Source organism: Frigidibacter sp. MR17.24, assembly GCF_037095655.1.
Taxonomy (GTDB): domain Bacteria; phylum Pseudomonadota; class Alphaproteobacteria; order Rhodobacterales; family Rhodobacteraceae; genus Frigidibacter.
This window is the reverse complement of the sequence record NZ_JBAWKE010000006.1, coordinates 41,824-61,701: the sequence shown is the minus strand read 5'-3', so window position 1 is coordinate 61,701 and position 19,878 is coordinate 41,824. Positions and strand designations below refer to the sequence as shown.

18 protein-coding genes are annotated in these 19,878 nt (G+C 70.3%); 4 read left to right on the top strand and 14 right to left on the bottom strand.

The annotated features are described in order from the left end of the window. Positions 1 to 16: 16 nt before the first annotated feature. The gene (locus V8J39_RS17415) at positions 17 to 724 is read right to left on the bottom strand and encodes an ABC transporter ATP-binding protein (RefSeq protein WP_336462221.1); all 708 of its coding nucleotides are present in this window, start codon (positions 722 to 724) and stop codon (positions 17 to 19) included. Then, positions 721 to 1,893 (bottom strand): sugar transporter, encoded by a 1,173-nt coding sequence (locus V8J39_RS17410; RefSeq protein ID WP_336462220.1) that lies wholly within the window; start codon positions 1,891 to 1,893, stop codon positions 721 to 723. Before V8J39_RS17410 ends, V8J39_RS17415 begins: the two co-directional genes overlap by 4 nt. A 527-nt stretch (positions 1,894 to 2,420) precedes the next feature. Between V8J39_RS17410 and V8J39_RS17405 the strand changes: the two genes are divergently transcribed. After that, a complete protein-coding gene (locus V8J39_RS17405; protein WP_336462219.1) occupies positions 2,421 to 3,218 on the top strand; it encodes an ABC transporter permease in 798 nt (265 codons plus the stop codon). Here the strand turns inward: V8J39_RS17405 and V8J39_RS17400 are convergent, their stop codons facing one another. The 9 genes from V8J39_RS17400 to V8J39_RS17360 all read right to left on the bottom strand — a co-directional run bounded on the left by V8J39_RS17400 (position 3,219) and on the right by V8J39_RS17360 (position 14,295). After that, positions 3,219 to 5,948: a M10 family metallopeptidase C-terminal domain-containing protein gene (locus V8J39_RS17400; RefSeq protein ID WP_336462218.1), complete on the bottom strand. Its 2,730-nt coding sequence runs from the start codon at positions 5,946 to 5,948 to the stop codon at positions 3,219 to 3,221. A 120-nt stretch (positions 5,949 to 6,068) separates the two neighbouring features. Next, complete coding sequence (locus V8J39_RS17395) at positions 6,069 to 7,541, bottom strand: mannitol dehydrogenase family protein (RefSeq protein ID WP_336462217.1); 1,473 nt, start codon at positions 7,539 to 7,541, stop codon at positions 6,069 to 6,071. A 10-nt stretch (positions 7,542 to 7,551) separates the two neighbouring features. Continuing rightward, the gene (locus V8J39_RS17390) at positions 7,552 to 8,313 is read right to left on the bottom strand and encodes an L-iditol 2-dehydrogenase (protein WP_336462216.1); all 762 of its coding nucleotides are present in this window, start codon (positions 8,311 to 8,313) and stop codon (positions 7,552 to 7,554) included. Next, positions 8,310 to 9,305, bottom strand: a complete 996-nt coding sequence (locus V8J39_RS17385) for an ABC transporter ATP-binding protein (protein ID WP_336462215.1) — start codon at positions 9,303 to 9,305, stop codon at positions 8,310 to 8,312. Before V8J39_RS17385 ends, V8J39_RS17390 begins: the two co-directional genes overlap by 4 nt. Before the next feature lie 12 nt (positions 9,306 to 9,317). Continuing rightward, positions 9,318 to 10,148 carry a carbohydrate ABC transporter permease gene (locus V8J39_RS17380; RefSeq protein ID WP_336462214.1) on the bottom strand — a complete coding sequence of 277 codons (831 nt, stop codon included), beginning with the start codon at positions 10,146 to 10,148 and terminating at the stop codon, positions 9,318 to 9,320. Positions 10,149 to 10,151: 3 nt separating this feature from the next. Then, positions 10,152 to 11,024, bottom strand: coding sequence for a carbohydrate ABC transporter permease (locus V8J39_RS17375; RefSeq protein ID WP_336462213.1), 873 nt, complete (start codon positions 11,022 to 11,024; stop codon positions 10,152 to 10,154). 133 nt (positions 11,025 to 11,157) lie between these two features. After that, entirely contained in the window at positions 11,158 to 12,477 is a 1,320-nt protein-coding gene (locus tag V8J39_RS17370; RefSeq protein WP_336462212.1) for an ABC transporter substrate-binding protein, read from the bottom strand. Positions 12,478 to 12,604: 127 nt separating this feature from the next. After that, positions 12,605 to 13,552, bottom strand: coding sequence for a sugar-binding transcriptional regulator (locus V8J39_RS17365; protein ID WP_336462211.1), 948 nt, complete (start codon positions 13,550 to 13,552; stop codon positions 12,605 to 12,607). Further along, entirely contained in the window at positions 13,549 to 14,295 is a 747-nt protein-coding gene (locus V8J39_RS17360) for an HAD family hydrolase (protein WP_336462210.1), read from the bottom strand. Before V8J39_RS17360 ends, V8J39_RS17365 begins: the two co-directional genes overlap by 4 nt. A gap of 184 nt (positions 14,296 to 14,479) precedes the next feature. Here V8J39_RS17360 and V8J39_RS17355 point away from each other — a divergent pair, with 184 nt between their 5' ends. The 3 genes from V8J39_RS17355 to V8J39_RS17345 are packed head-to-tail and all read left to right on the top strand — an operon-like array spanning position 14,480 to position 17,378. Then, positions 14,480 to 15,694 (top strand): NAD-dependent epimerase/dehydratase family protein, encoded by a 1,215-nt coding sequence (locus tag V8J39_RS17355; protein WP_336462209.1) that lies wholly within the window; start codon positions 14,480 to 14,482, stop codon positions 15,692 to 15,694. Further along, positions 15,691 to 16,551 carry a glycosyltransferase gene (locus V8J39_RS17350; RefSeq protein ID WP_336462208.1) on the top strand — a complete coding sequence of 287 codons (861 nt, stop codon included), beginning with the start codon at positions 15,691 to 15,693 and terminating at the stop codon, positions 16,549 to 16,551. The genes V8J39_RS17355 and V8J39_RS17350 overlap by 4 nt, the downstream gene beginning before the upstream one ends. Continuing rightward, positions 16,548 to 17,378, top strand: coding sequence for an NAD-dependent epimerase/dehydratase family protein (locus V8J39_RS17345; RefSeq protein ID WP_336462207.1), 831 nt, complete (start codon positions 16,548 to 16,550; stop codon positions 17,376 to 17,378). Before V8J39_RS17350 ends, V8J39_RS17345 begins: the two co-directional genes overlap by 4 nt. Here the strand turns inward: V8J39_RS17345 and hypE are convergent. Genes hypE through hypC form a run of 3 tightly spaced genes read right to left on the bottom strand, consistent with a single transcriptional unit; the run spans position 17,375 to position 19,878 of the window. Then, a complete protein-coding gene (hypE, locus tag V8J39_RS17340; RefSeq protein WP_336462206.1) occupies positions 17,375 to 18,394 on the bottom strand; it encodes a hydrogenase expression/formation protein HypE in 1,020 nt (339 codons plus the stop codon). The genes V8J39_RS17345 and hypE overlap by 4 nt on opposite strands. A 57-nt stretch (positions 18,395 to 18,451) precedes the next feature. Next, positions 18,452 to 19,591 carry a hydrogenase formation protein HypD gene (gene hypD / locus V8J39_RS17335; protein ID WP_336462205.1) on the bottom strand — a complete coding sequence of 380 codons (1,140 nt, stop codon included), beginning with the start codon at positions 19,589 to 19,591 and terminating at the stop codon, positions 18,452 to 18,454. Next, positions 19,588 to 19,878, bottom strand: a complete 291-nt coding sequence (gene hypC, locus V8J39_RS17330; RefSeq protein ID WP_336462204.1) for a HypC/HybG/HupF family hydrogenase formation chaperone — start codon at positions 19,876 to 19,878, stop codon at positions 19,588 to 19,590. The genes hypD and hypC overlap by 4 nt, the downstream gene beginning before the upstream one ends.

Genomic DNA, 19,878 nt, shown 5'->3' with positions numbered 1-19,878 from the left:
CGCCGTCGTGTCGCGATCATCGCGGCGACGCGGTTAACGTGCCCCTACCGTCGGCCGGATTCGGCGACGGTTCCCGCAGATCGGCGAGATGGTGCGCGATCGCGGCCTCGAGATCGTCGTGCAGCGTCAGCCGCCCGGCCTCGAGCACGGCGCCGCAGTCGCAGACCCGGCGCAGCAGCGGCAGCGAGTGCGACACGACGATCGCCCCCGACCGGCCCAGCCGGTCGGCCAGCAACGCCTCGCTGCGGGCCCGGAACGCCTGGTCGCCGACGGCCGTGATCTCGTCCACGAGATAGGTGTCGAAGCGGATCGCCATCGAGGCCGAGAAGGCGAGCCGCGCGCGCATCCCGGAGGAATAGAGCCGGAAGGGCTGCGACAGCGCGGGGCCGAGGTCGGCCTGCCGGGTGACGAAATCGACAAGCTGCGCGGGATCGACGCCGTAGAGCCGCGCCACCAGCGCCAGGTTCGCGGCGCCGGTCAGGTCCGGGTGGAACCCGCCCGCGAATCCGACGGGCCAGGACACGCTGCCGCGCCGGCGCACGCGGCCGGCATCGGGCGGGGTGAGCCCGGCGATCATGCGCAGCAGCGTCGACTTGCCGGCGCCGTTGCGCCCCAGCAGCGCGACCGACCGGCCGGGCGGGAAGGCGGCCCAGATCCGGTCGGCCACCACCAGCGTGCTGCCACCGCGCCGCAGGCTGCGGCTGACCCCCTCGAGCGTGATCACCCCGCGCCCTCGCGCACCGACCAGGACACGAGCCGCGCCACCGACCAGCCCAGGGCCAGCAGGAAGCCCGCGACCGCGAGGATGCGCCAGCGCTGCGGGTACTGCGCGGTCTCGGCGAGGCTTGGCGGCACGTGGGTCGCGAGGTATCGGCTCTGGCGATCGGCGGCGAGCCGGGCGGCGTCCAGCGCGCTGCGCGCCGCCAGCCAGCCCTGCTCGGCGAATTCGCGATCGACCTCCAGGCCCTCGTAGGCGGCGACGACCGCCGGATAGCCGTCCGCGCCGACGCCCAGACGGGTGCGCTCGGACGCGATCCGCTCCTGCAGCACGGACAGTTTCTCTTGCCGCATGGCGATGCGCGGATCATCGGGCCGGGTGGTCCGGCGCAGCATCTCGATCTCGACCTGCAGGGCGGCAAGCTCCTCGTTCAGGGTGTCGATCACGCCCATCTGGCTCGAGACGTCGTCCGAGGGATCGACGATCTGGTGGCGCAGGCGGAAGCCGGTCAGATCCTGGCGCGCCTTGCGCAGCCGCGCCTCGGCCAGGGCCAGCTCGCTGCGCGCGCTCGCCATGGCGTCCGCGCGCGCCGTGCCGGACAAGGCGTTGATCATGCTTGTGCATTCCTCGATCACCGCCTGGGCCAGGCGCTGCGCCGTCGCCGGGTCCCCGGCCCGCAGTGTCAGCGCGATCACCCCCTCCTGCTGGTCGTAATCGATGCTCAGCATCCGCAGCCAGAGCGCGTGGCGCTCCTCGATCCGGGCGTCGGGGGCAAGGGTGAACACCGGGTCCGGCCAGGCGGGCGCCGGTGCCCGCGGATAGATCGCGGCGAGGTCGAACCGGCGATCGATCCGGGCGGCCAGCTCCTGGCTCTCCAGGAAGTCGTAGAGGATGTCGGTGTCCGATGAGCTGCCCTGCGTCAGCCCCGCCAGCCCCGCGAGCATCCCCATCGCCGGCGCCGGTTCCTCGCGCTGGACCGAGAACGAGGCGGTCGAGGCATATTGGTCGGCGACCACCAGCCACAGGTAGGCGGCGATCACCGCGAGCGGCAGCAGCACGACCGCGCAGAAGCCGAGCGCCCCCCGCAACCGGCCACGCCGGCGCGCGGCCGAGCCGGGTTCCAGCGGCGGCGGCAGCGGCGACACATCGATCCCGGGCGCGCGGCGCGGCAGCATCGGCGCCTTGGGGCGGCCCTGCCCGGACTTCCCGGGGCCGCGGTTCGGTCCGGGACCCTGCCCCGGTCCCCCACCCGGACGACCGCCCTGACCGCCGTCGTGACCGCCGCCCTGGCCACTGCCCTGCCCCGGCCCGCGACGCAGCTTGCGCGCGCCGTCGCCCTGTGCCGGCAGCCGTGCTGGCGGCCCGGCCTGCGCGACCGGAACGGCGGGCGGTTTGGGCACCGGCGCCGCGCTTGGTGCGGGGCTTGGTGCGGGGCTTGGTGCGGGGCTGAGCGCGGGGCCCGGTTGGGGGCTCGGTTGGGGGCTCGGTGGGGGCGGCTGGCCCGGGCCATCGGTCAGCCGGCGCAGCAGCGAGCGCATCACCGCCGGATCGGGGTCGACCTCGGCGGCGGGGGCGGTGGTGGGGTGGTCTGGCGGGGTGGTCAGCGTCGCCTCCTCGCGGCAGGGCGCCGTTAGCGCTTCGGAAAGGTCGCGGCAGGAGACTGCCGGTGATGCGACCAGCTAGCCGCCAGAATGGTGAACGAATGCATAAGGCCCCCATGGCCACCGCCAGCGCCCCGTCGGGCCGCCGGCGCCGGGCGATCCCGGCACTGATGCTGCGCGAGATCGGGTCGACCTTCGGGCGTTCGCCCGGCGGCTATCTCTGGGCGCTGGCCGAGCCGCTGGGGGCGATCCTGCTGCTGGCGCTGTGCTTCTCGCTGGCGCTGCACGCGCCGCCGCTGGGCTCGAGCTTTGCGCTGTTCTACGCGTCGGGCTACCTGCCGTTCTCGATCTTTCTCGACATATCGGGGCGTTGCGCGCAGTCGCTCAGATTTTCGCGCCCGCTGATGGCCTTTCCCGCAGTGCGCCCGATCGACCTGCTGGCGGCGCGGTTCCTGCTGGCCGCGCTCACCCACCTGGTGGTCGCGGTGCTGGTGCTGGGCGGGCTGGGCCTGACGGTGCGGGCGGCGGCCGACCCCGGGCTGCGCCACCTCGCGCTCGCCTATGCGCTGACCGCCTTCCTCGGGCTTGGCTTCGGGGCGATGAACTGCGCGCTGTTCCACCTGGTGCCGGTCTGGGAACGGATCTGGGGCATCGCGACCCGGCCGCTGTTCCTGGTCTCGACGATCCTGTTCCTGCCAGAGCACGTGCCCCGCCCCTGGGACGACTGGATCCGGCTGAACCCGGTGGTGCAGCCGGTGGCCGAGCTGCGGCTGGGCCTGTACCCGTTCTACCACGCGCGCGACCACGCGGTGCTGTGGCCGGTGATCTGCGGCGCGGGCCCGCTGCTGCTGGGGCTGCTGCTGCTGAACCGCGCGCGCGACCGCCTGTCGCTTGGCTGATCAGGCAAAGACGAAGACGTCGCCGGTCATCTCGCCCGAGCGGACGTCATCGAGCAGGATCGTGCCGCTGCCGTAGTCCAGCCGCAGGTCGTCGCCGACGGTGGTGAACAGGATCGCCGGCGGGGTCGCGAAGCCCTCGAACACCAGCTTGTCGACCGCGGAATCGAAATCGAGGATCCGGTCGGCACCGTCGGCGAAATGGAACACGAAGTTGTCGCCGCCGACGCCGCCGACCATGACGTCGTTGCCGGTGCCGCCGATCAGCCGGTCGGCGCCCGCGCCACCGTAGAGCAGGTCGTCGCCGGTGCCGCCGTCCAGCAGGTCGTTGCCGGTCTCGCCGTACAGCGTGTCGGCGCCGCCGCCGGTGCGGATCGTGTCGTTGCCGTCGAAGCCCCAGACGATGTCCGCCGCCGTCGCGCCCTCGCCCGCCTCGTCCTCGTACCAGTCGTTGCCGGCGCCAAGCAGGGCGCGGTCGCGGCCCGTGCCGCCGTAGACGATGTCGTCGCCGTCGCCGGCCCGGATCACGTCGTCGCCGTCGCCGCCCCAGATCGTGTCCGCGCCCGCCCCGCCCTCGAGGCTGTCGTTGCCGGCCTCGCCCCAGATCCGGTCGGCGCCGCCGCGCGCCAGGATCGTGTCGTTGCCATCGCCGCCGTAGATGCTGTCGTTGCCCTTCGGATCGTCCTGGGGCGAGTCGTAGCACAGGTCGTTGCCCGCCCCGAGGAAGATCAGGTCGCGCCCGTTGCCGCCGCCGACGGTGTCGTTGCCGTCGCCGCCCAGGATCGTGTCGAAGCCGTTGCCACCCCAGATCTGGTCGTTGCCGATGCCGCCCTCGAGGCTGTCCTCGCCGTCCTCGCCATAGATCGTGTCGTTGCCGGCGGCGCACAGGATGGTGTCGTTGCCGGCGAAGCCCCAGACGATGTCGGCGCTGGTGACGTCGGTGCCGTCGCGATCCTCGTAGCGGTCGTTGCCAAGCCCCAGCATCACCCGGTCGCGCCCGAGGTCGCCCCAGACGCGGTCGTTGCCGGCGCCGCCGCGGATCGTGTCGTTGCCGGTGCCGCCCTCGAGCCAGTCGGCCCAGTCGCCGCCGTCGATCAGGTCGTGCCCGGCGCCGCCGAGGATCGTGTCGGACCCGACGCTGCCGGTCAGCGTGTCGTTGCCGCCAAGGCCGTCCAGCCACAGGCCCGGCGAGCTGAGCACGATCCTGTCGGCCCCTTGCGTGGCGCGCGGGATGTCGGGCAGGCCGATGACCAGCAGCGGGCGGTCCGGCTGCTCGAGCCCGGCCGGGAACAGCTGCGCCGCCGAAAGGCTCCGGCCGTCGGCGCTGTAGACGTCAAGCCGCTCGTCGCGCCAGGTGACGATCGCCCCCCACGCGGTCGACTGGACCCCGAGCGCCGCCGCCGAGCGCAGCATCGACCAGTGCGACAGGTCGAGCCGGTCGGTCCCGACCTCGAAATCCAGGATCACGTCGCGGCTGCCGTCGGCCGACAGCACGAAGAGATCGGCCCCGGAGCCGCCGCGCATCGTGTCGCTGCCCGCGCCGTCGACCAGGATGTCGTCGCCGCCGTTGCCCAGGATCTGGTCGGCCCCGGCGCCGCCGATCAGCAGGTCGTCGAGACCGGCACCGGCGAGGGCGCCGCCAAGCGCGGTCGCCTGGATCGTGCCGCCAAGCCCGGTCAGCGACAGGCCGAACTGCGCCAGCCCCGGCTCGGTCGACGAGGCCACGAAGATCTGCAGCTCGGACCCGACCGCGATCGCGCGGATCGCCGAGACATGGTCGAGCGTCATGCCGGCGGTGTCGACGATCGTCTCGCGCCAGACCAGCTGGCCGTCCGGCAGCAGCTCGAGCAGCGTGAGCCCGCTGTCGCCGCCCCCGGCCAGAACGAAGGCGCGCCCGGCGACCGAGACGACATCCATCGCCACCACCTGGCCGAACCGGGTGTCCAGCGTGTCGATCACGTGGTCGACCGGCGTCAGGCTGCCATCCGAGCCGAGCGCGAGCACGCTGAGCGAGCCGCTGCCCGTCGCCGCCACGACGACATAGCTGCGCCCGCCGACCGTCACCGCCTCGAGCGCGGCGGGCGCATCGATCCCCAGTCCCTCGTCGATGCCGACCGCGCCCTTGGCCGACAGCGCGCCGGTCACCGGGTCGATGCGCCAGGCGGTGAGGCCGTCGCCAAAGCCCGAGGCACTGATCAGGAACCTCTGGCCGCCGACCGCGGCCACGGTCATCGCCGTGGTCTGCCCGTCGTATTGCGGGGCGCGGACCGCCGCGCCGACCTGGGTGAAGGTGAAGTCGGCGTTGACGCGCAGGCTGCGGATCGTGTCGCCCTCGGCCACGAAGACCGTGCGCCCGCCGATCTCGCAGTCCGAGGCGAAGGCCGTGGCCCGGCCCGGTCCCGCCGCCTCGCCCCAGCGCCGGATCGTGCCGTCGGCGGCAAGGTTCTGCAGGTCGAACCCGTCGCCGCCGGGGCTGATCAGGCGGGCCTCGTCGCCGATCCGGGCGACGCCGAACACCGAGGGGACGAGCGTGTTGCCGGTGGAGGGCAGCTTTTGCGAATCGAGCGCCGACGCCTTGGCGCCGCTCGCCAGCCGATAGCTGTCAAAGCCGCCGTTTTCGCCGTTGTCGGTCAGAAGCGTGACGCCCGTGGCGGTCACGAAGGTCTCGATCTGGGTGATCCCGGCCGCGTAGACGCCGCCGCCGATCTGCCCGCGATAGGTGATCCGTGCCATCCCTGCCCCCCGGCGCTGCACGGACACAGTCCTCGCAGCGGGCGACGGGCAGAGCGGGGCAGGAAGACGGCGGCGGCCGGGCCAGCATCGCGATTGAACGCGATGCGCCCGGCCGTGGCCTCAGAGCTTACCGGAAAGATAACGGTCGATGACCGCGACGCTGCCCTCGGCCCAGACCGCGCGCAGGATCGCGGCGAAGCGCGCCGCGACCGCCGGGTCGTCGCCGAGATCGCCATAGACCTCGCGCATCGCCAGCCACTGCGCCGGATCGTCCTTCGCGGCCTTCGACCGCGCGACGAGCGCGTCCCAGCTGGGATCGTTCGGCTCGATCACCGCGCCGGTCTCCGAGGTGCCGTAGCAGTAGCGGCACCACAGCGCGGACAGCAGGATCAGCCCCGTCGCATCGCGCCCCGCCGCGAGGCAGTCGCGGATCGAGGGGATGATGAATTTCGGCTGCCGGTTCGACCCGTCGAGGCAGAGCCGGCGCACCGTGTCCGCCACTTCGGGGTTGGAGAACCGGTCGATGATCAGCGCCTTGTAGTCGTTCAGGTCGGTGCCCGGCACCGGCGGCACGATCGGCAGGATCTCGTCGGTCTCGATCCGGTCGAGGAAGGCGCGCACCTGCGGATCGGCCATCGCCTCGTGCACGAAATGGATGTCGCGCAGGCCGGCCGGGTAGGCGATGATCGCATGCCCGCCGTTCAGGATGCGGATCTTCATCGTCTCGAACTTGTCGACATGCGGCGTGAAGGTGACCCCGACCGTCTCGAGCGGCGGCCGGCCCGAGGGGAAGTTGTCCTCCATCACCCACTGGCGGAACGGCTCGCAGGTCACGGGGGCCGCGTCCTCAAGGCCGAACGAGGCGGCAAGGTCGCGCTCTTTCGGGCCGGTGGCGGGGGTGATGCGGTCGACCATCGAGTTCGGGAAGGCGACCCCGGCCCCGATCCAGGCGGCCAGCTCGGGATCCGACAGCTGCGCAAGGCCGACGACGGCGTCGCGGGTGACGTGGCCGTTGTGGGGGACGTTGTCGCAGCACATCACGGTGAAGGCCGGGATGCCGGCGTCGCGGCGCGCCTTCAGCGCGGCGACGATGGCGCCGAAGACGGTGTCGGGCGCGGCCGGGTTCGCGGCATCCTTCTGGATGTCGGGATGCGCCGGGCTGAAGGTGCCGGTCTTGGGATCGATATAATAGCCGCCCTCGGTCACCGTCAGCGACACGATGCGGATCGACGGGTCGGACATCGCGGCGATCAGGCCCGCATTCCCGGGCTCGACCGGGACGAAGCCGGTCATCGCGCCGATGACCCGGGCGGTCTTGGCGCCGGGCGCAAGCTCGATCACCGAGGACAGGTAGTCCTGGCCTTCGAGCGCGGCGCGCATCTTCGCGTCGCCCTCGCGCACCCCGGCGCCGAGGATCGCCCAGTCGTGGCCGGCACCGGTGGCGAACAGGTCGTCGAGATAGACCGCCATGTGGGCGCGGTGGAAGTTGCCGCAGCCGACATGCACGATGCCGGGCGTCAGGCCGGCGCGGTCGTAGGCCGGGCGGGCCACGCCGGCGGGAAGAGTGTCGAGCGTTGCGTTGGAAAGGGTCATGGATCGCTCCTCAGCTCATCCAGTTGCCGCCGTCGACGTTGTAGGTCTGGGCGACGATGTATTGGGCCTCGTCCGAGGCCAGGAAAACCGCCATGCCGGTCAGGTCCCCTGCGGTCCCCATCCGGCCGAAGGGCACGGCCTCGCCGACTTCGCGCTTCTTCTGCCCGGGGGCCTTGCCCTCGTATTTCGCGAAGAAGGCGTCGACGCCGTCCCAGTGCTCGCCATCCACCACGCCGGGCGCGATGGCGTTCACGTTGATGCCGTGGGCGATCAGGTTCAGCCCCGCGGACTGGGTCAGGCTGATCACCGCGGCCTTGGTGGCGCAGTAGACCGCGACCAGCGCCTCGCCGCGCCGGCCGGCCTGGCTGGCCATGTTGATGATCCTGCCGCCCCTGCCCTGCGCGATCATCAGCCGCGCCGCGGCCTGCATCGTGAACAGGGTGCCCGCCACGTTGATCGCGAAGACCCGGTCGTAATCGGGCCGCGCGATCTCGGCGATGGGGGCGGCGGTGAAGATGGCGGCATTGTTGATCAGGATGTCGATCCCGCCGGCGGCCTCCATCGCGGCCATCGCCGCGTCGATCGAGGCCTGGTCCGTCACGTCGAGGGCGATCGCGGTGGCCCCGATCTCGGCGCCGGTGGCCTCGGCCCGCGCGAGGTCGATGTCGCCGATCACGACGCTCGCCCCCTCGCGGACATAGGCCTCGGCAAAGGCGCGACCGATGCCGCGGGCAGCCCCCGTGATCAGCGCGCGCTTGCCCGCAAGCCTCATTTGAAGGCCATCCCCTTGGCGTCGAACTTGTGGATCTGGTTCAGGTCCGGGGTCAGCGCGATGGTGTCGCCATGGTGCACGTCGACCTCGCCGCCGGCGCGGACGTTGATCGTGCCAAGCGCGGTTTCCACGTGCAGGAACGTGTCCGACCCAAGGTGTTCGGACACCGTCACGCGGCCCTGCCACGGCCCCTCGGTCCCGACCGCGATGTGCTCGGGGCGGATCCCGATCGCGTGGGCGCCGTGCTTGGCGGCCTCCTCGCCCTCGAGGAAGTTCATCTTCGGCGAGCCGATGAAGCCCGCGACGAAGCGGTTGCGGGGATTGCGGTAGAGATCGAGGGGCGAGCCCACCTGCTCGATCCGGCCGGCCTGCAGCACCACGATCTTGTCGGCCATGGTCATCGCCTCGACCTGGTCGTGGGTGACGTAGATCATCGTGGTCTTCAGCGTGTTGTGCAGCTCGGAGATTTCCAGCCGCATGTTCACCCGCAGCGCCGCGTCGAGGTTCGACAAGGGCTCGTCAAACAGGAAGGCCGAGGGTTCGCGCACGATGGCGCGGCCGATCGCGACCCGCTGGCGCTGCCCGCCCGACAGCTGCCCCGGACGGCGGTCGATGTAGCTGGCAAGGTTCAGCACCCTGGCCGCGCCCTCGACGCGCTTGTCGATCTCGGCCTGGCTCATCTTCGCCATCTTCAGCGGGAAGGCGATGTTCTTGCGCACGCTCATGTGCGGATAGAGCGCATAGCTCTGGAACACCATCGCGAGCTTGCGGTCGGCCGGGCGCAGCGCCGTCGCATCCTTGCCGTCGATCTCGATCCGGCCGCCCGAGACATCCTCGAGGCCCGCGATCAGGCGCAGAAGCGTGGACTTGCCGCAGCCCGAGGGGCCGACGAAGACCACGAATTCGCCATCGCTGATCGTGAGGTCCAGCGGCGGGATGACTTCGGCATCGCCGAAGCGCTTGGTGACGCCCTTGAGTTCAATCTGTCCCATCGGGATCACTCCTTATTTGACGGCGCCGAAGGTGAGACCGCGCACGAGCTGCTTCTGGCTGAACCAGCCCAGGATCAGGATCGGGGCGATCGCCATCGTCGAGGCGGCCGAAAGCTTGGCGTAGAACAGGCCCTCGGGGCTGGAATAGCTGGCGATGAAGGCCGAGAGCGGGGCCGAGTTCGCCGCCGTCAGGTTCAGCGTCCAGAACGCCTCGTTCCAGGCGAGGATGACGTTGAGAAGCAGCGTCGAGGCGATGCCGGGCACGGCCATCGGGGTCAGCACGTGGATGATCTCGTCCTTCAGGGTGGCGCCGTCCATCCGCGCGGCCTCGAGGATCTCGGACGGGATCTCCTTGAAGTAGGTGAACAGCATCCAGACCACGATCGGCAGGTTCATCAGCGTGAGCACGATGACAAGCAGCGTGCGGCTGTCCAGAAGCCCGGTGTCGCGCGCCAGCAGGTAGATCGGCACCAGCACGCCCACCGCGGGCATCATCTTGGTGGACAGCATCCACATCAGCACGTCCTTGGTCCGCCGCCCCGGCACGAAGGCCATCGACCAGGCGGCCGGGATCGCGATCACCAGCGCGAGGAGCGTCGAGCCCACCGAGATGATGACCGAGTTCAGGAAGTGCCCGAAGTAGTCCGACCGCGCCTGCACGGTGGTGTAGTTCTCGAAGGTCCAGTCGAAGAACAGGAACTTCGGCGGCGTGGCGATGGCGTCGCCTTCGGTCTTGAACGAGGTCAGGATCGTCCACAGGATCGGGAAGAAGATCAGGAAGGCGATGGTCCAGGCGATGACGGTGACGATCGCCTTGCGCTGGGTGGTGACTTGGCGCGCCATGGGTCAGGCCTCCAGGTTCTTGCCGATCATCCGCATCAGGAAGATCGCGACGATGTTGGCGAGGATCACGGCGACGATGCCGCCGGCGCTGCCCAGGCCCACGTCGAACTGCAGAAGCGACTGGGCGTAGACGAGATAGGTGAGGTTGGTCGAGGCGTTGCCCGGACCGCCGTTGGTGGTCACCAGGATCTCGGCGAAGACCGACAGCAGGAAGATGGTCTGGATCAGGATCACGACGGTGGCCGCGCGCGACAGGTGCGGCAGCATGATGTGGAAGAAGCGCCGCACCGGGCCCGCGCCGTCCATTTCCGCCGCCTCGAGCTGCTCGGAATCAAGCGATTGCAGCGCGGTCAGCAGGATCAGCGTGGCGAAGGGCAGCCATTGCCAGGCGACGATCAGGATGATCGAGAACAGCGGCGCCTGGGCCAGCCAGTCGAAGGGCTGCATTCCCAGCGCGCGGGCGATCCAGGCGAACAGCCCGTTCACCGGGTTCATCAGCATGTTCTTCCACACCAGCGCCGAGACGGTGGGCATGACGAAGAACGGCGCGATCACCAGCACGCGGGCAAGGCCCTGGCCCCAGAACGGCTGGTCCAGCAGCAGCGCCAGCAGGATGCCCCCGATCGTCGTGATCGCCAGCACCCCCAGCACCAGCACCAGCGTGTTGGTCAGCGCGGGCCAGAAGGCGGGATCGGTGAAGAAATACTGGTAGTTCTCGAAGCCGACGAAGGGATTGTCGCCCGGCATCAGCAGGTTGTAGCGCAGCGTCGAGAACCAGAGGGTCATCCCGAGCGGGACGATCATCCACAGAAACAGCAAGATGACGGCGGGCGAAATCATCAGGCGCCCGGCGGCGCGCGAAGCTTGCGTGGCCATGCGGCACATCCCTTTTGCGATGGGCCGTCCGGGGAGGCAGACGATCCTTGGAGAGCAATCCGGGGCCCTACTCGGCGCCGGTTCGGGCAGGACGGGGCCCCGCGGGGCCCCGTCCGGTGTCAGTCGGGAGGGTTCACTTGATGTAGCCAGCGCGCGTCATCTCGCGCGTCGTCAGCGCCTGCGCCGACTGCAGGGCCTGGTCGCCCGAGACGGTGCCGGCAAGCGCGGCCGAGAACTGCTGGCCGACGGCGGTGCCGATCGACTGGAACTCGGGGATCGAGACGAACTGGGCGCCGGTATAGGGAATCTCCTGATCCGACGGCTTGTCCGTGTTCACCGCCTCGATCGAGTCGATGGTCATCTGCGCGAAGGGCGCGGCGCTCAGGTAGTCCTGGTTCTCGTAGAGCGAGGTGCGCGTGCCCGGGGGCACGTTGGCGATGCCCTCTTCCTTGGCCACGAGGGCGGTGTATTCCTTCGAGGTCGCCCAGGCGACGAAGGTCTTGGCCGCATCCTGCTTCTTCGAGCCCGACGGGATCGCGAGGTTCCACGACCACAGCCAGTTGCCGTGGTTCTCGCCGCCTTCGCGGACCGGGAACTTGGCGAAGCCGACCTTGTCGGCGACCTGGCTGTCCTTCGGGTTGGTGACGAACGATGCGGCGACCGTCGCGTCCATCCACATGCCGCACTTGCCGGTCTGGAACAGCGCGAGGTTCTCGTTGAAGCCGTTCGACGAGGCGCCCGGGGGACCGTAGTTGGTCATCAGCTCCAGGTAGGTGTCGAGCGTGGTCTTCCATTCCGGGCTGTCGAACTGCGGCTTCCAGTCCGTGTCGAACCAGCGCGCGCCGTTCGAGTTGGCCATGGCGGTGATGAAGGCCATGTTCTCGCCCCAGCCGGCTTTGCCGCGCAGGCAGATGCCGTAGACCTCGCCGGCCTTGTCGGTCATCTTCTCGGCCGCTTCCTTGATGAAGGCCCAGGTGGGCGCTTCGGGCATGGTCAGGCCCGCCTTCTCCATCAGGTCGGTGCGGTACATGATCATCGCCGATTCCGCGTAGAACGGCGCGGCGTACAGCTTGCCGTCCAGCGACAGCGCCTTTTGCAGCGCCGGCAGGATGTCGTCGGCGTCATAGCCCTCGGGCATGCCCTCGAGCGGCACCAGCCAGTCCTGCTTGGCCCAGATCGGCACTTCGTAGTTGCCGATGGTCAGCACGTCGTACTGGCCGCCGCCGGTGGCGATGTCGGTGGTCACGCGCTGGCGCAGCACGTTCTCTTCCAGCGTCACCCATTCAACATCGATGTCGGGATGGGCCTTGTTGAACTCGCCCATCAGGCCCTGCATGCGGATCATGTCGCCGTTGTTGACGGTCGCCACGGTTATCGTCTCGGCATGGGCAGCAACCGCGGCGAACGCGCCAACGGCACACGCGCCCATCAGGGCGCGGTTGATCATCTTCATAGGCTTTCCTCCCTAGGTCAGCATGAGTCTCTGCTCGCGTGAGCATTTGCCCGACTGATGAGTAAATATTCGATGAAAGATATGATTCCGTCAACGCGTTTTTCAAGCGCTCACCTGTTGGGCAGCTTCAGGCGAGCAAAGCCTCGGCCGTAGGCTCGTCCGTGACAAGCCCGTTGATGATCCGGCCGGCCAGCGCCCCGCGGATCGCGCGCAGCTTGCTGTCGCCGGCGGCCAGACCGATGACCGGCCCCTCGCGCATCGGCGCGATCCGCACGCCCCCCATCCGCGCGCTGATCGCGGCGTCGAGATAGCGGCCCTCGTCGTCGAAGATGTTGCCGGTCACCTCGCCGGCGGCGCCCTGCTCCTGCACCTCGAGAAGCTCGCGCTGGGTGATGAAGCCGTCGCGGAACAGCGGCGCATCGCTGCCCATCTGGCCGATGCCGACGAAGCAGACATCGGCCCGCCGCGCCAGGTCGACCACGGCCCGCACCGGGCGCAGCGAGTGGAAGGCCTCGCGCTCCTCGGCGGTTTCCGAGATCACCGGCACCGGCATCGGGTAGTGCGGCGCGCCCAGCTTGTCGGCGATGCGCATCAGCACGTCGAAGAAGCTGGCCGAGCCGTCGGGGGCGATGTTGCCGATCAGCGAGACGATCCGGTGCCGGTCGCAGGGCTGCGGCTGCAGCTCGTCGGCCATGGCGCGCAGGGCACGGCCGGTGCCCACCGCGATCACCTGCGGTTCGGGCCGGGCGAGGAAGCGCTCGAACACCGTCGCCGCCAGCCCGCCGAGCGCGCGGGCGCTGTCGGCGCCGCCGACCGCGGGCGCCACGCGGCATTCCACCAGCCCGTAGCGCCGCGCGAGCTCCGCCTCGAGCCGCAGGCAGGCACCGATCCGGTGGTCGAGCCGCACCCGGATCAGCCCCTCGGCCACGGCGCGGCTGATCAGCCGCTGCACCCGCTGGCGCGACACGCCAAGCTCGCTCGCGATCTGGTCCTGCGTCATGCCGGCGACATAGGACAGCCATCCCGCGCGCGCGGCCTCGTCGAGCGTCGTCGTCTCGGCGTCGATGCGGCTCATGGCCCGTCCCCCCCTACAAGGCGCGGATCAATCTGGAAGAATTCCGACCATCTTGCAAACCTGCGCTCGGGACGGGCCGCCTCGGGCTCGGGTTCCAGCAGCCCGGCGAGGTGGCTGCCGCCGGTGAACCGCCAGGCCCGCATCCCCGCCGCCCGCGCCGCGAGAAGCCCCATCAGGCTGTCCTCGATCACCAGCACGCGGGCCGGCGCCACCCCCATCCGCTCGGCCGCGAGCAGGAACAGATCCGGCGCGGGCTTGCCCTGCGCCACCATCCCCGCGGTGAACAGCCGCCCCCCCGCGGCCCCCCCCACCAGCCCGTCGAGCCCCGCGATCGCGAGCGAGCGTTCCGCCCGCGGCAGGCTCGACGAGGTCGCGACGCACCACGGCCGGCCAAGGCCCTGCAGCACCGCCGCCACCCCCTCGACCGCGCGCAGCCCGGTCTCGAACGCGGCCATCAGCCGGGCGCGGTACTCGGCCTCGAAGCTCTCGGGCAGGTCGATGCCGAAATCGGCGCGGATCACCTTCAGCACGGTCGGATAGCTGCGGCCCAGGAAGTGGCGCGCCACGTAGGGCAGGTCGATCGCCACCCCGCGAAGGGCCAGCGCCTCGACCAGCATCCGCGCGCTGATGATCTCGCTGTCGATCAGCACGCCGTCGCAATCGAAGATCACGAGATCGGGGCAGTCCGGCCCGGCGGCGGCAGGGTCCGGGTGGGCGGTTTCGGCACGGTCATCTTCGGGCATCGGGTCCTCCGCCCTCCGTTCTGCCCGATCCGCGCCGCCGGCGGAAGTCCGCGCGCATCGCGGGCGGGAACCGGAGCGCGTCGCAAAAGCTTCACCAAGGTGTCACACTTGATGACACGCGGCCGAGACAATAAACCGGCGGCAATGGCCCTCCACGCGGACGGGCGAACGTTTAGGAGATGGAATGCGCATCGCAGTTCTCGGCGGCGACGGGTTTGTTGGCTGGCCCACCACGCTGCACCTGTCGAACCTCGGCCACGAGGTCCACATCGTCGACAACCTCTCGCGCCGCTGGATCGACACCGAGCTGGGCGTGCAGTCGCTGACGCCGATGGACTCGATCCAGGAACGCTGCCGGATCTGGCAGAAGGAAACCGGCAACAAGCTGCACTTCCACCTGCTGGACCTGCGCGAATACGAGCGGGTGAAGGCCTTCCTGATCGACCAGAAGCCCGACGCGATCATCCACTTCGCCGAACAGCGCGCCGCGCCCTATTCGATGAAGTCGGACCGCCACAAGGTCTACACCGTCAACAACAACGTCAACGCCACGCACAACCTGCTGGCGGCGATGGTGGAAACCGGCATCGACGCGCATCTGGTGCACCTAGGCACCATGGGCGTCTACGGCTATTCCTCGGTGGGCGCACCGATCCCCGAGGGCTATCTCGACGTCGAGATCGACACGCCCACCGGCAAGAAGGGTCAGCAGATCCTCTATCCGACGAAGCCGGGCTCGGTCTATCACATGACCAAGTCGCTCGATCAGATCCTGTTCCAGTTCTATGCCCAGAACGACGGGCTGCGGATCACCGACCTGCACCAGGGCATCGTCTGGGGCACGCATACCGACCAGACCCGCCGGCACGAACAGCTGATCAACCGCTTCGACTACGACGGCGACTACGGCACGGTGCTGAACCGCTTCCTGATCCAGGCCGCGATCGGCTACCCGCTGACCGTGCACGGCACGGGCGGCCAGACCCGCGCCTTCATCCACATCCAGGACTGCGTGCGCTGCATCGAGCTGGCGCTGTCGGATGCGCCCAAGGCCGGCGACCGGGTGAAGATCTTCAACCAGATGACGGAAACCCACCGCGTCCGCGATCTGGCCGCGCTGGTCGCCAAGCTGACCGGGGCCGAGGTGAAGATGCTGCCGAACCCGCGCAAGGAAGCGGCCGAGAACGACCTGATCGTGAACAACGACCAGTTCCGCGCGCTCGGCCTCAACCCGACGACGCTGGCCGAGGGCCTGCTGTCCGAGGTCGTGGACGTGGCGAAGAAATACGCCCACCGCATCGACCGCAGCCGCGTCCCGGCCGTGTCCGCCTGGACCAAGGACATCGCGCAGCGCGTCGACCATGACCCCGAAGGCAAGCGGCTGAAGTCCGTCTCGTGACCGCGACCCTTCCGCACGGCCTGACGGCGGACCGCCCTGCGCGGTCCGCCTTCGCCTATGTGACCCTCGTCACCAATCCCGATTACGCGACCGGGGCGAAGGCGCTCCTGCGCTCGATCGTCTGGACCGGGACCGAGGCCGACCTCGTCGTGCTGCACACCGACGTCGCGCCCGAGCACCTCGCGCCCCTGTCCGCGATCGGCGCGCGCCTCGTGCAGGTCGAGCTGCTGCCGACGAGCCAGGCGTTCAACGAGGCGCATGCCCGCGACGCGCTGCACGCCCGCGCCGCCTTCACCAAGGGCGACAAGCCGCCCTTCCACACGCCCCTGGACAATTTCGCCAAGCTGCGGCTGTGGCAGCTGGATTACGAGCGGGTGGTGTTCCTCGACGCCGACACGCTGATGCTGCGCAACACCGACCTGCTGTTCCAGTACCCCGAGTTCTGCGCGGCGCCGAACGTCTACGAAAGCGTCGCCGATTTCCACCGGATGAATTCCGGGGTCTTCACCGCGCGTCCGTCCCTCGACACGTTCGAGGCGATGATGGCGGTGCTGGATACCCCCGATGCTTTCTGGCGGCGCACCGACCAGACCTTCCTCGAGCATTTCTTCCCCGACTGGCACGGGCTGCCGGTCTTCTACAACATGCTGCAATACGTCTGGTTCGCCATGCCCGATCTCTGGAGCTGGAAGGCGATCCACGTGCTGCACTTCCAGTACGAGAAGCCCTGGCAGGCCCATGCCAAGGTCGGCAGGCTCGCGCCGCTGATCGAGCTGTGGCGATCGTTCCACGACCACGGCCGCCCGCACTGGCCGATCGAGAGCCTGCCGCCGCCCGGGCTCGACATGCTCGAATGAGGATCGCGCTCACCGGCGCCTCGGGTCTCGTGGGGCGGTTCATCGAGACCGAGGCGCGCGCCGCCGGGCACGAGGTCACCCGCCTGACCCGCCGCCCCGGCCCCGGCGATCTGGCCTTCGACCTGTCGGCCCCGCCCCCGGACCTGTCGGGTCACGACGCGCTGATCCACTGTGCCTTCGACCATGTGCCGGGCCGCTACCGCGGCGGCGAAGGCGACGACCCCGACGGCTTTGCACTCCGCAACCGCGACGGCTCGCTGCGCCTGTTCCGGGCCGCGCGGGCCTGCGGCGTCGGCGCGGCGGTGTTCCTGTCGACGCGCGCGGTCTACGGCGCCTACCCGCCCGGCACGCCGCTGACGGAAGATCTCGCGCCGCGCCCCGACACGCTCTACGGCCGGGTCAAGGCCGAGGTCGAGGCGGGCCTGCACGCGCTCGCCGCGCCAGGCTTCGCGCCCGCGAGCCTGCGCGCGACCGGCGTCTACGGCCCCGGCCCGGATCACAAGTGGCAGGGCCTCTTCGCCGCGTATCTCGCCGGCCGCCCCGTCGCCGCCCGCGTGGCGACCGAGGTGCACGGGGCCGATGTCGCCGCGGCCTGCCTCGCGCTGATCGGCGCGCGCGCGACGGGGGCGTTCAACTGCTCGGACTTGCTGCTCGACCAGCACGACCTCCTGGCCGAAGTGCAGCGCCTGACCGGCTGCCCGCACGACCCGCCGCCTCGGGCCGATGCCGGTGCCGTCAGCGCGATGGACTGCACGCGGCTCCAAGACCTCGGCTGGCGCCCCGGCGGCTGGGCGCGCCTGCGCGCCGCGCTGCCGGCGATGCTCTAGCAGATCCGGGGCAGCTGCTCGCCGACCAGCATGTCGACGATCCGGCTGCCGCCGAAGAGCGTGCGCATGGTGACCATGCCCGGGTGGCCCGCCACCGCGCGCCCGACGACGCAGGCCCCCTGCCCCTCGGGACGGCTGCGCATCGCCGCCACCGCCGCCGCGGCCTCGGCTTCGGGCACGAAGACCACGAGCCGCCCCTCGTTCGCGAGGTAGAGCGGATCAAGGCCAAGGATCTCGCAGACCCCCGTCACCTCGTCGCGCAGGGGCAGCGCCTCTTCGTCGATCTCGATGCCGACGCCGGCCGCACCCGCGATCTCGTTCAGCGCCGCGGCCAGCCCGCCGCGGGTCGCGTCCCGCGCCGCCCGCGCCCCCGGCGCGGCCGCCAGCACCGCGGCCATCAGGTGGCCCAGCGCCGCGCAGTCGCTCTCGACATCCGTCGACAGCGCCATGTCGCCGCGCGCGGCAAGGATCGCCGCACCGTGGTCGCCCAGCACGCCGTTGACGATCGCGACATCGCCCGGCCGCACCATCTCGGCCCGCATCTCGCGCCCCGGCGGGATCACCCCCACGCCCGAGGTGGTCACGAAGACGCCGTCACCCTTGCCGCGCCCCACCACCTTGGTGTCGCCGGTCACGATCCGCACCCCCGCCGCCTCGGCCTCGGCCTGCATCGACGCCGCGATCCGACGCAGAAGCGCGATCTCGGTCCCCTCCTCGATGATGAAGGCCGCCGACAGCCACAAGGGCCGCGCCCCCCCGACCACGAGGTCGTTCACCGTGCCGCAGACCGCGATCTTGCCGATGTCGCCGCCCGGAAACTCGAGCGGCGTCACCACGAAGCCGTCGGTGGTGAACGCCAGCCGCGCCCCCGGCTCGGCCAGCGCCGCATCGGCGAGCCGCGCCTGATCCTCCATCCCATCCGGCCGGAAGACCGCCGCGAACACCTCGGCGATCAGATCGCGCATCGCCTTGCCGCCGCCGCCATGGGCGAGCGTCACCCTGTCATCCCTGAGCATTTCTGAGACTTTCGACTTTGTTCAAGTGTCCCGGGGGTCCGGGGGCAGCGCCCCCGGCTACTCCGCCGCCACCCCGCGCGCCCCGCCATATTGCCAGTAGGCGGCGCAGGCCCCCTCGGACGACACCATCAGCGCCCCGAGCGGCATTTCGGGCGTGCAGCCGCGGCCGAACTGCGGGCAGGCGGTGGGTTTCATCCGCCCGGTCATCACCGCGCCGCAGGCGCAGCCCTCGGGCTCCTCGACGGTGCGTCGCTCGGCGGCGTAGCCGATCCCGAACCTCTCCTCGGCGTCGAAGGCGCGATAGGCCGCGCGGATCCTCAGACCCGAGGCATCGATCTCGCCCAGGCCCCGCCATTCGAAGCTCGAGCGGCGCTCGTAGACATCGGCGATCGCGGCGAGCGAGACCGGGTTGCCATGCTCGGGCACGACCCGGGCATACTGGTTCTCGACCTCCGCCCGGCCCTCGGCGATCTGGCGCAGCACCATCAGCACCGATTGCAGCAGGTCGGTGGGCTCGAACCCCGCGACGACGATCGGCTTGCCGTAGTCGGCGGCGATGAAGTCGTAGGGATGCACCCCGATCACCATCGACACGTGCCCCGGCCCGACGAAGCCGTCCAGCACCATGTGCGGATCGTCGAGCAGCGCCCTGATCGGCTCGGGCACGGTGATGTGGTTGCAGAAGACCGAGAAATTTCCCAGCCCCTCGCGCGCGGCCGCTTGGATCGCAAGCGCGGTCGAGGGGGTCGTCGTCTCGAATCCCAGCCCGAAGAACACCACCTCGCGCCCCGGGTTGCGCCGCGCGAGTTCCAGCGCGTCGAGCGGCGAATAGACCATGCGGATGTCGGCGCCCGCCGCCTTGGCCTGGATCAGCGACTTCCGCGTGCCCGGCACCCGCATCGCGTCGCCGAAGGTGGTGAAGATCACCTCCGGCCGCTCGGCGATCTCGATGCATTCGTCGACGCGCGCGCGCGGCAGCACGCAGACCGGGCAGCCGGGGCCGTGGATGAACTCGATCCCCTCGTGCACCAGCCGGTCGAGCCCGTAGCGGAAGATCGCATGGGTATGCCCGCCGCAGATCTCCATGATGTGCACGGGCTTTTCGCGCGTGGCACCGATGCGCTCGGCCAGCGTCGCGATCTCGGCCAGAAGCGCGCGGGCAAGCTTCGGGTCACGGAATTCGGTCGCGTATTTCATCCCCGGCCCTCCAGCGCCGCGTCACCCGCGGCCATCGCCTCCAGCGCCTCCTCGGCCTCGCCAAGGTCGCGCAGCGCCTGCAGCGTCTTCGCGGCCTCGTCGGCATCGATCTTCGCCATGGCGAAGCCGACGTGGATCAGCGCCCATTCCCCGACCAGCCGGTCAAGCGGCCCCTCGGCGATGCAGGCGACGCTGACCTCTCGGCGCACGCCCGAGACCTCGGCCATCGCCATCAGGCGCGCCTCGTCGGTGATGGCCACGATCCGGCCCGGAATTCCCAGACACAT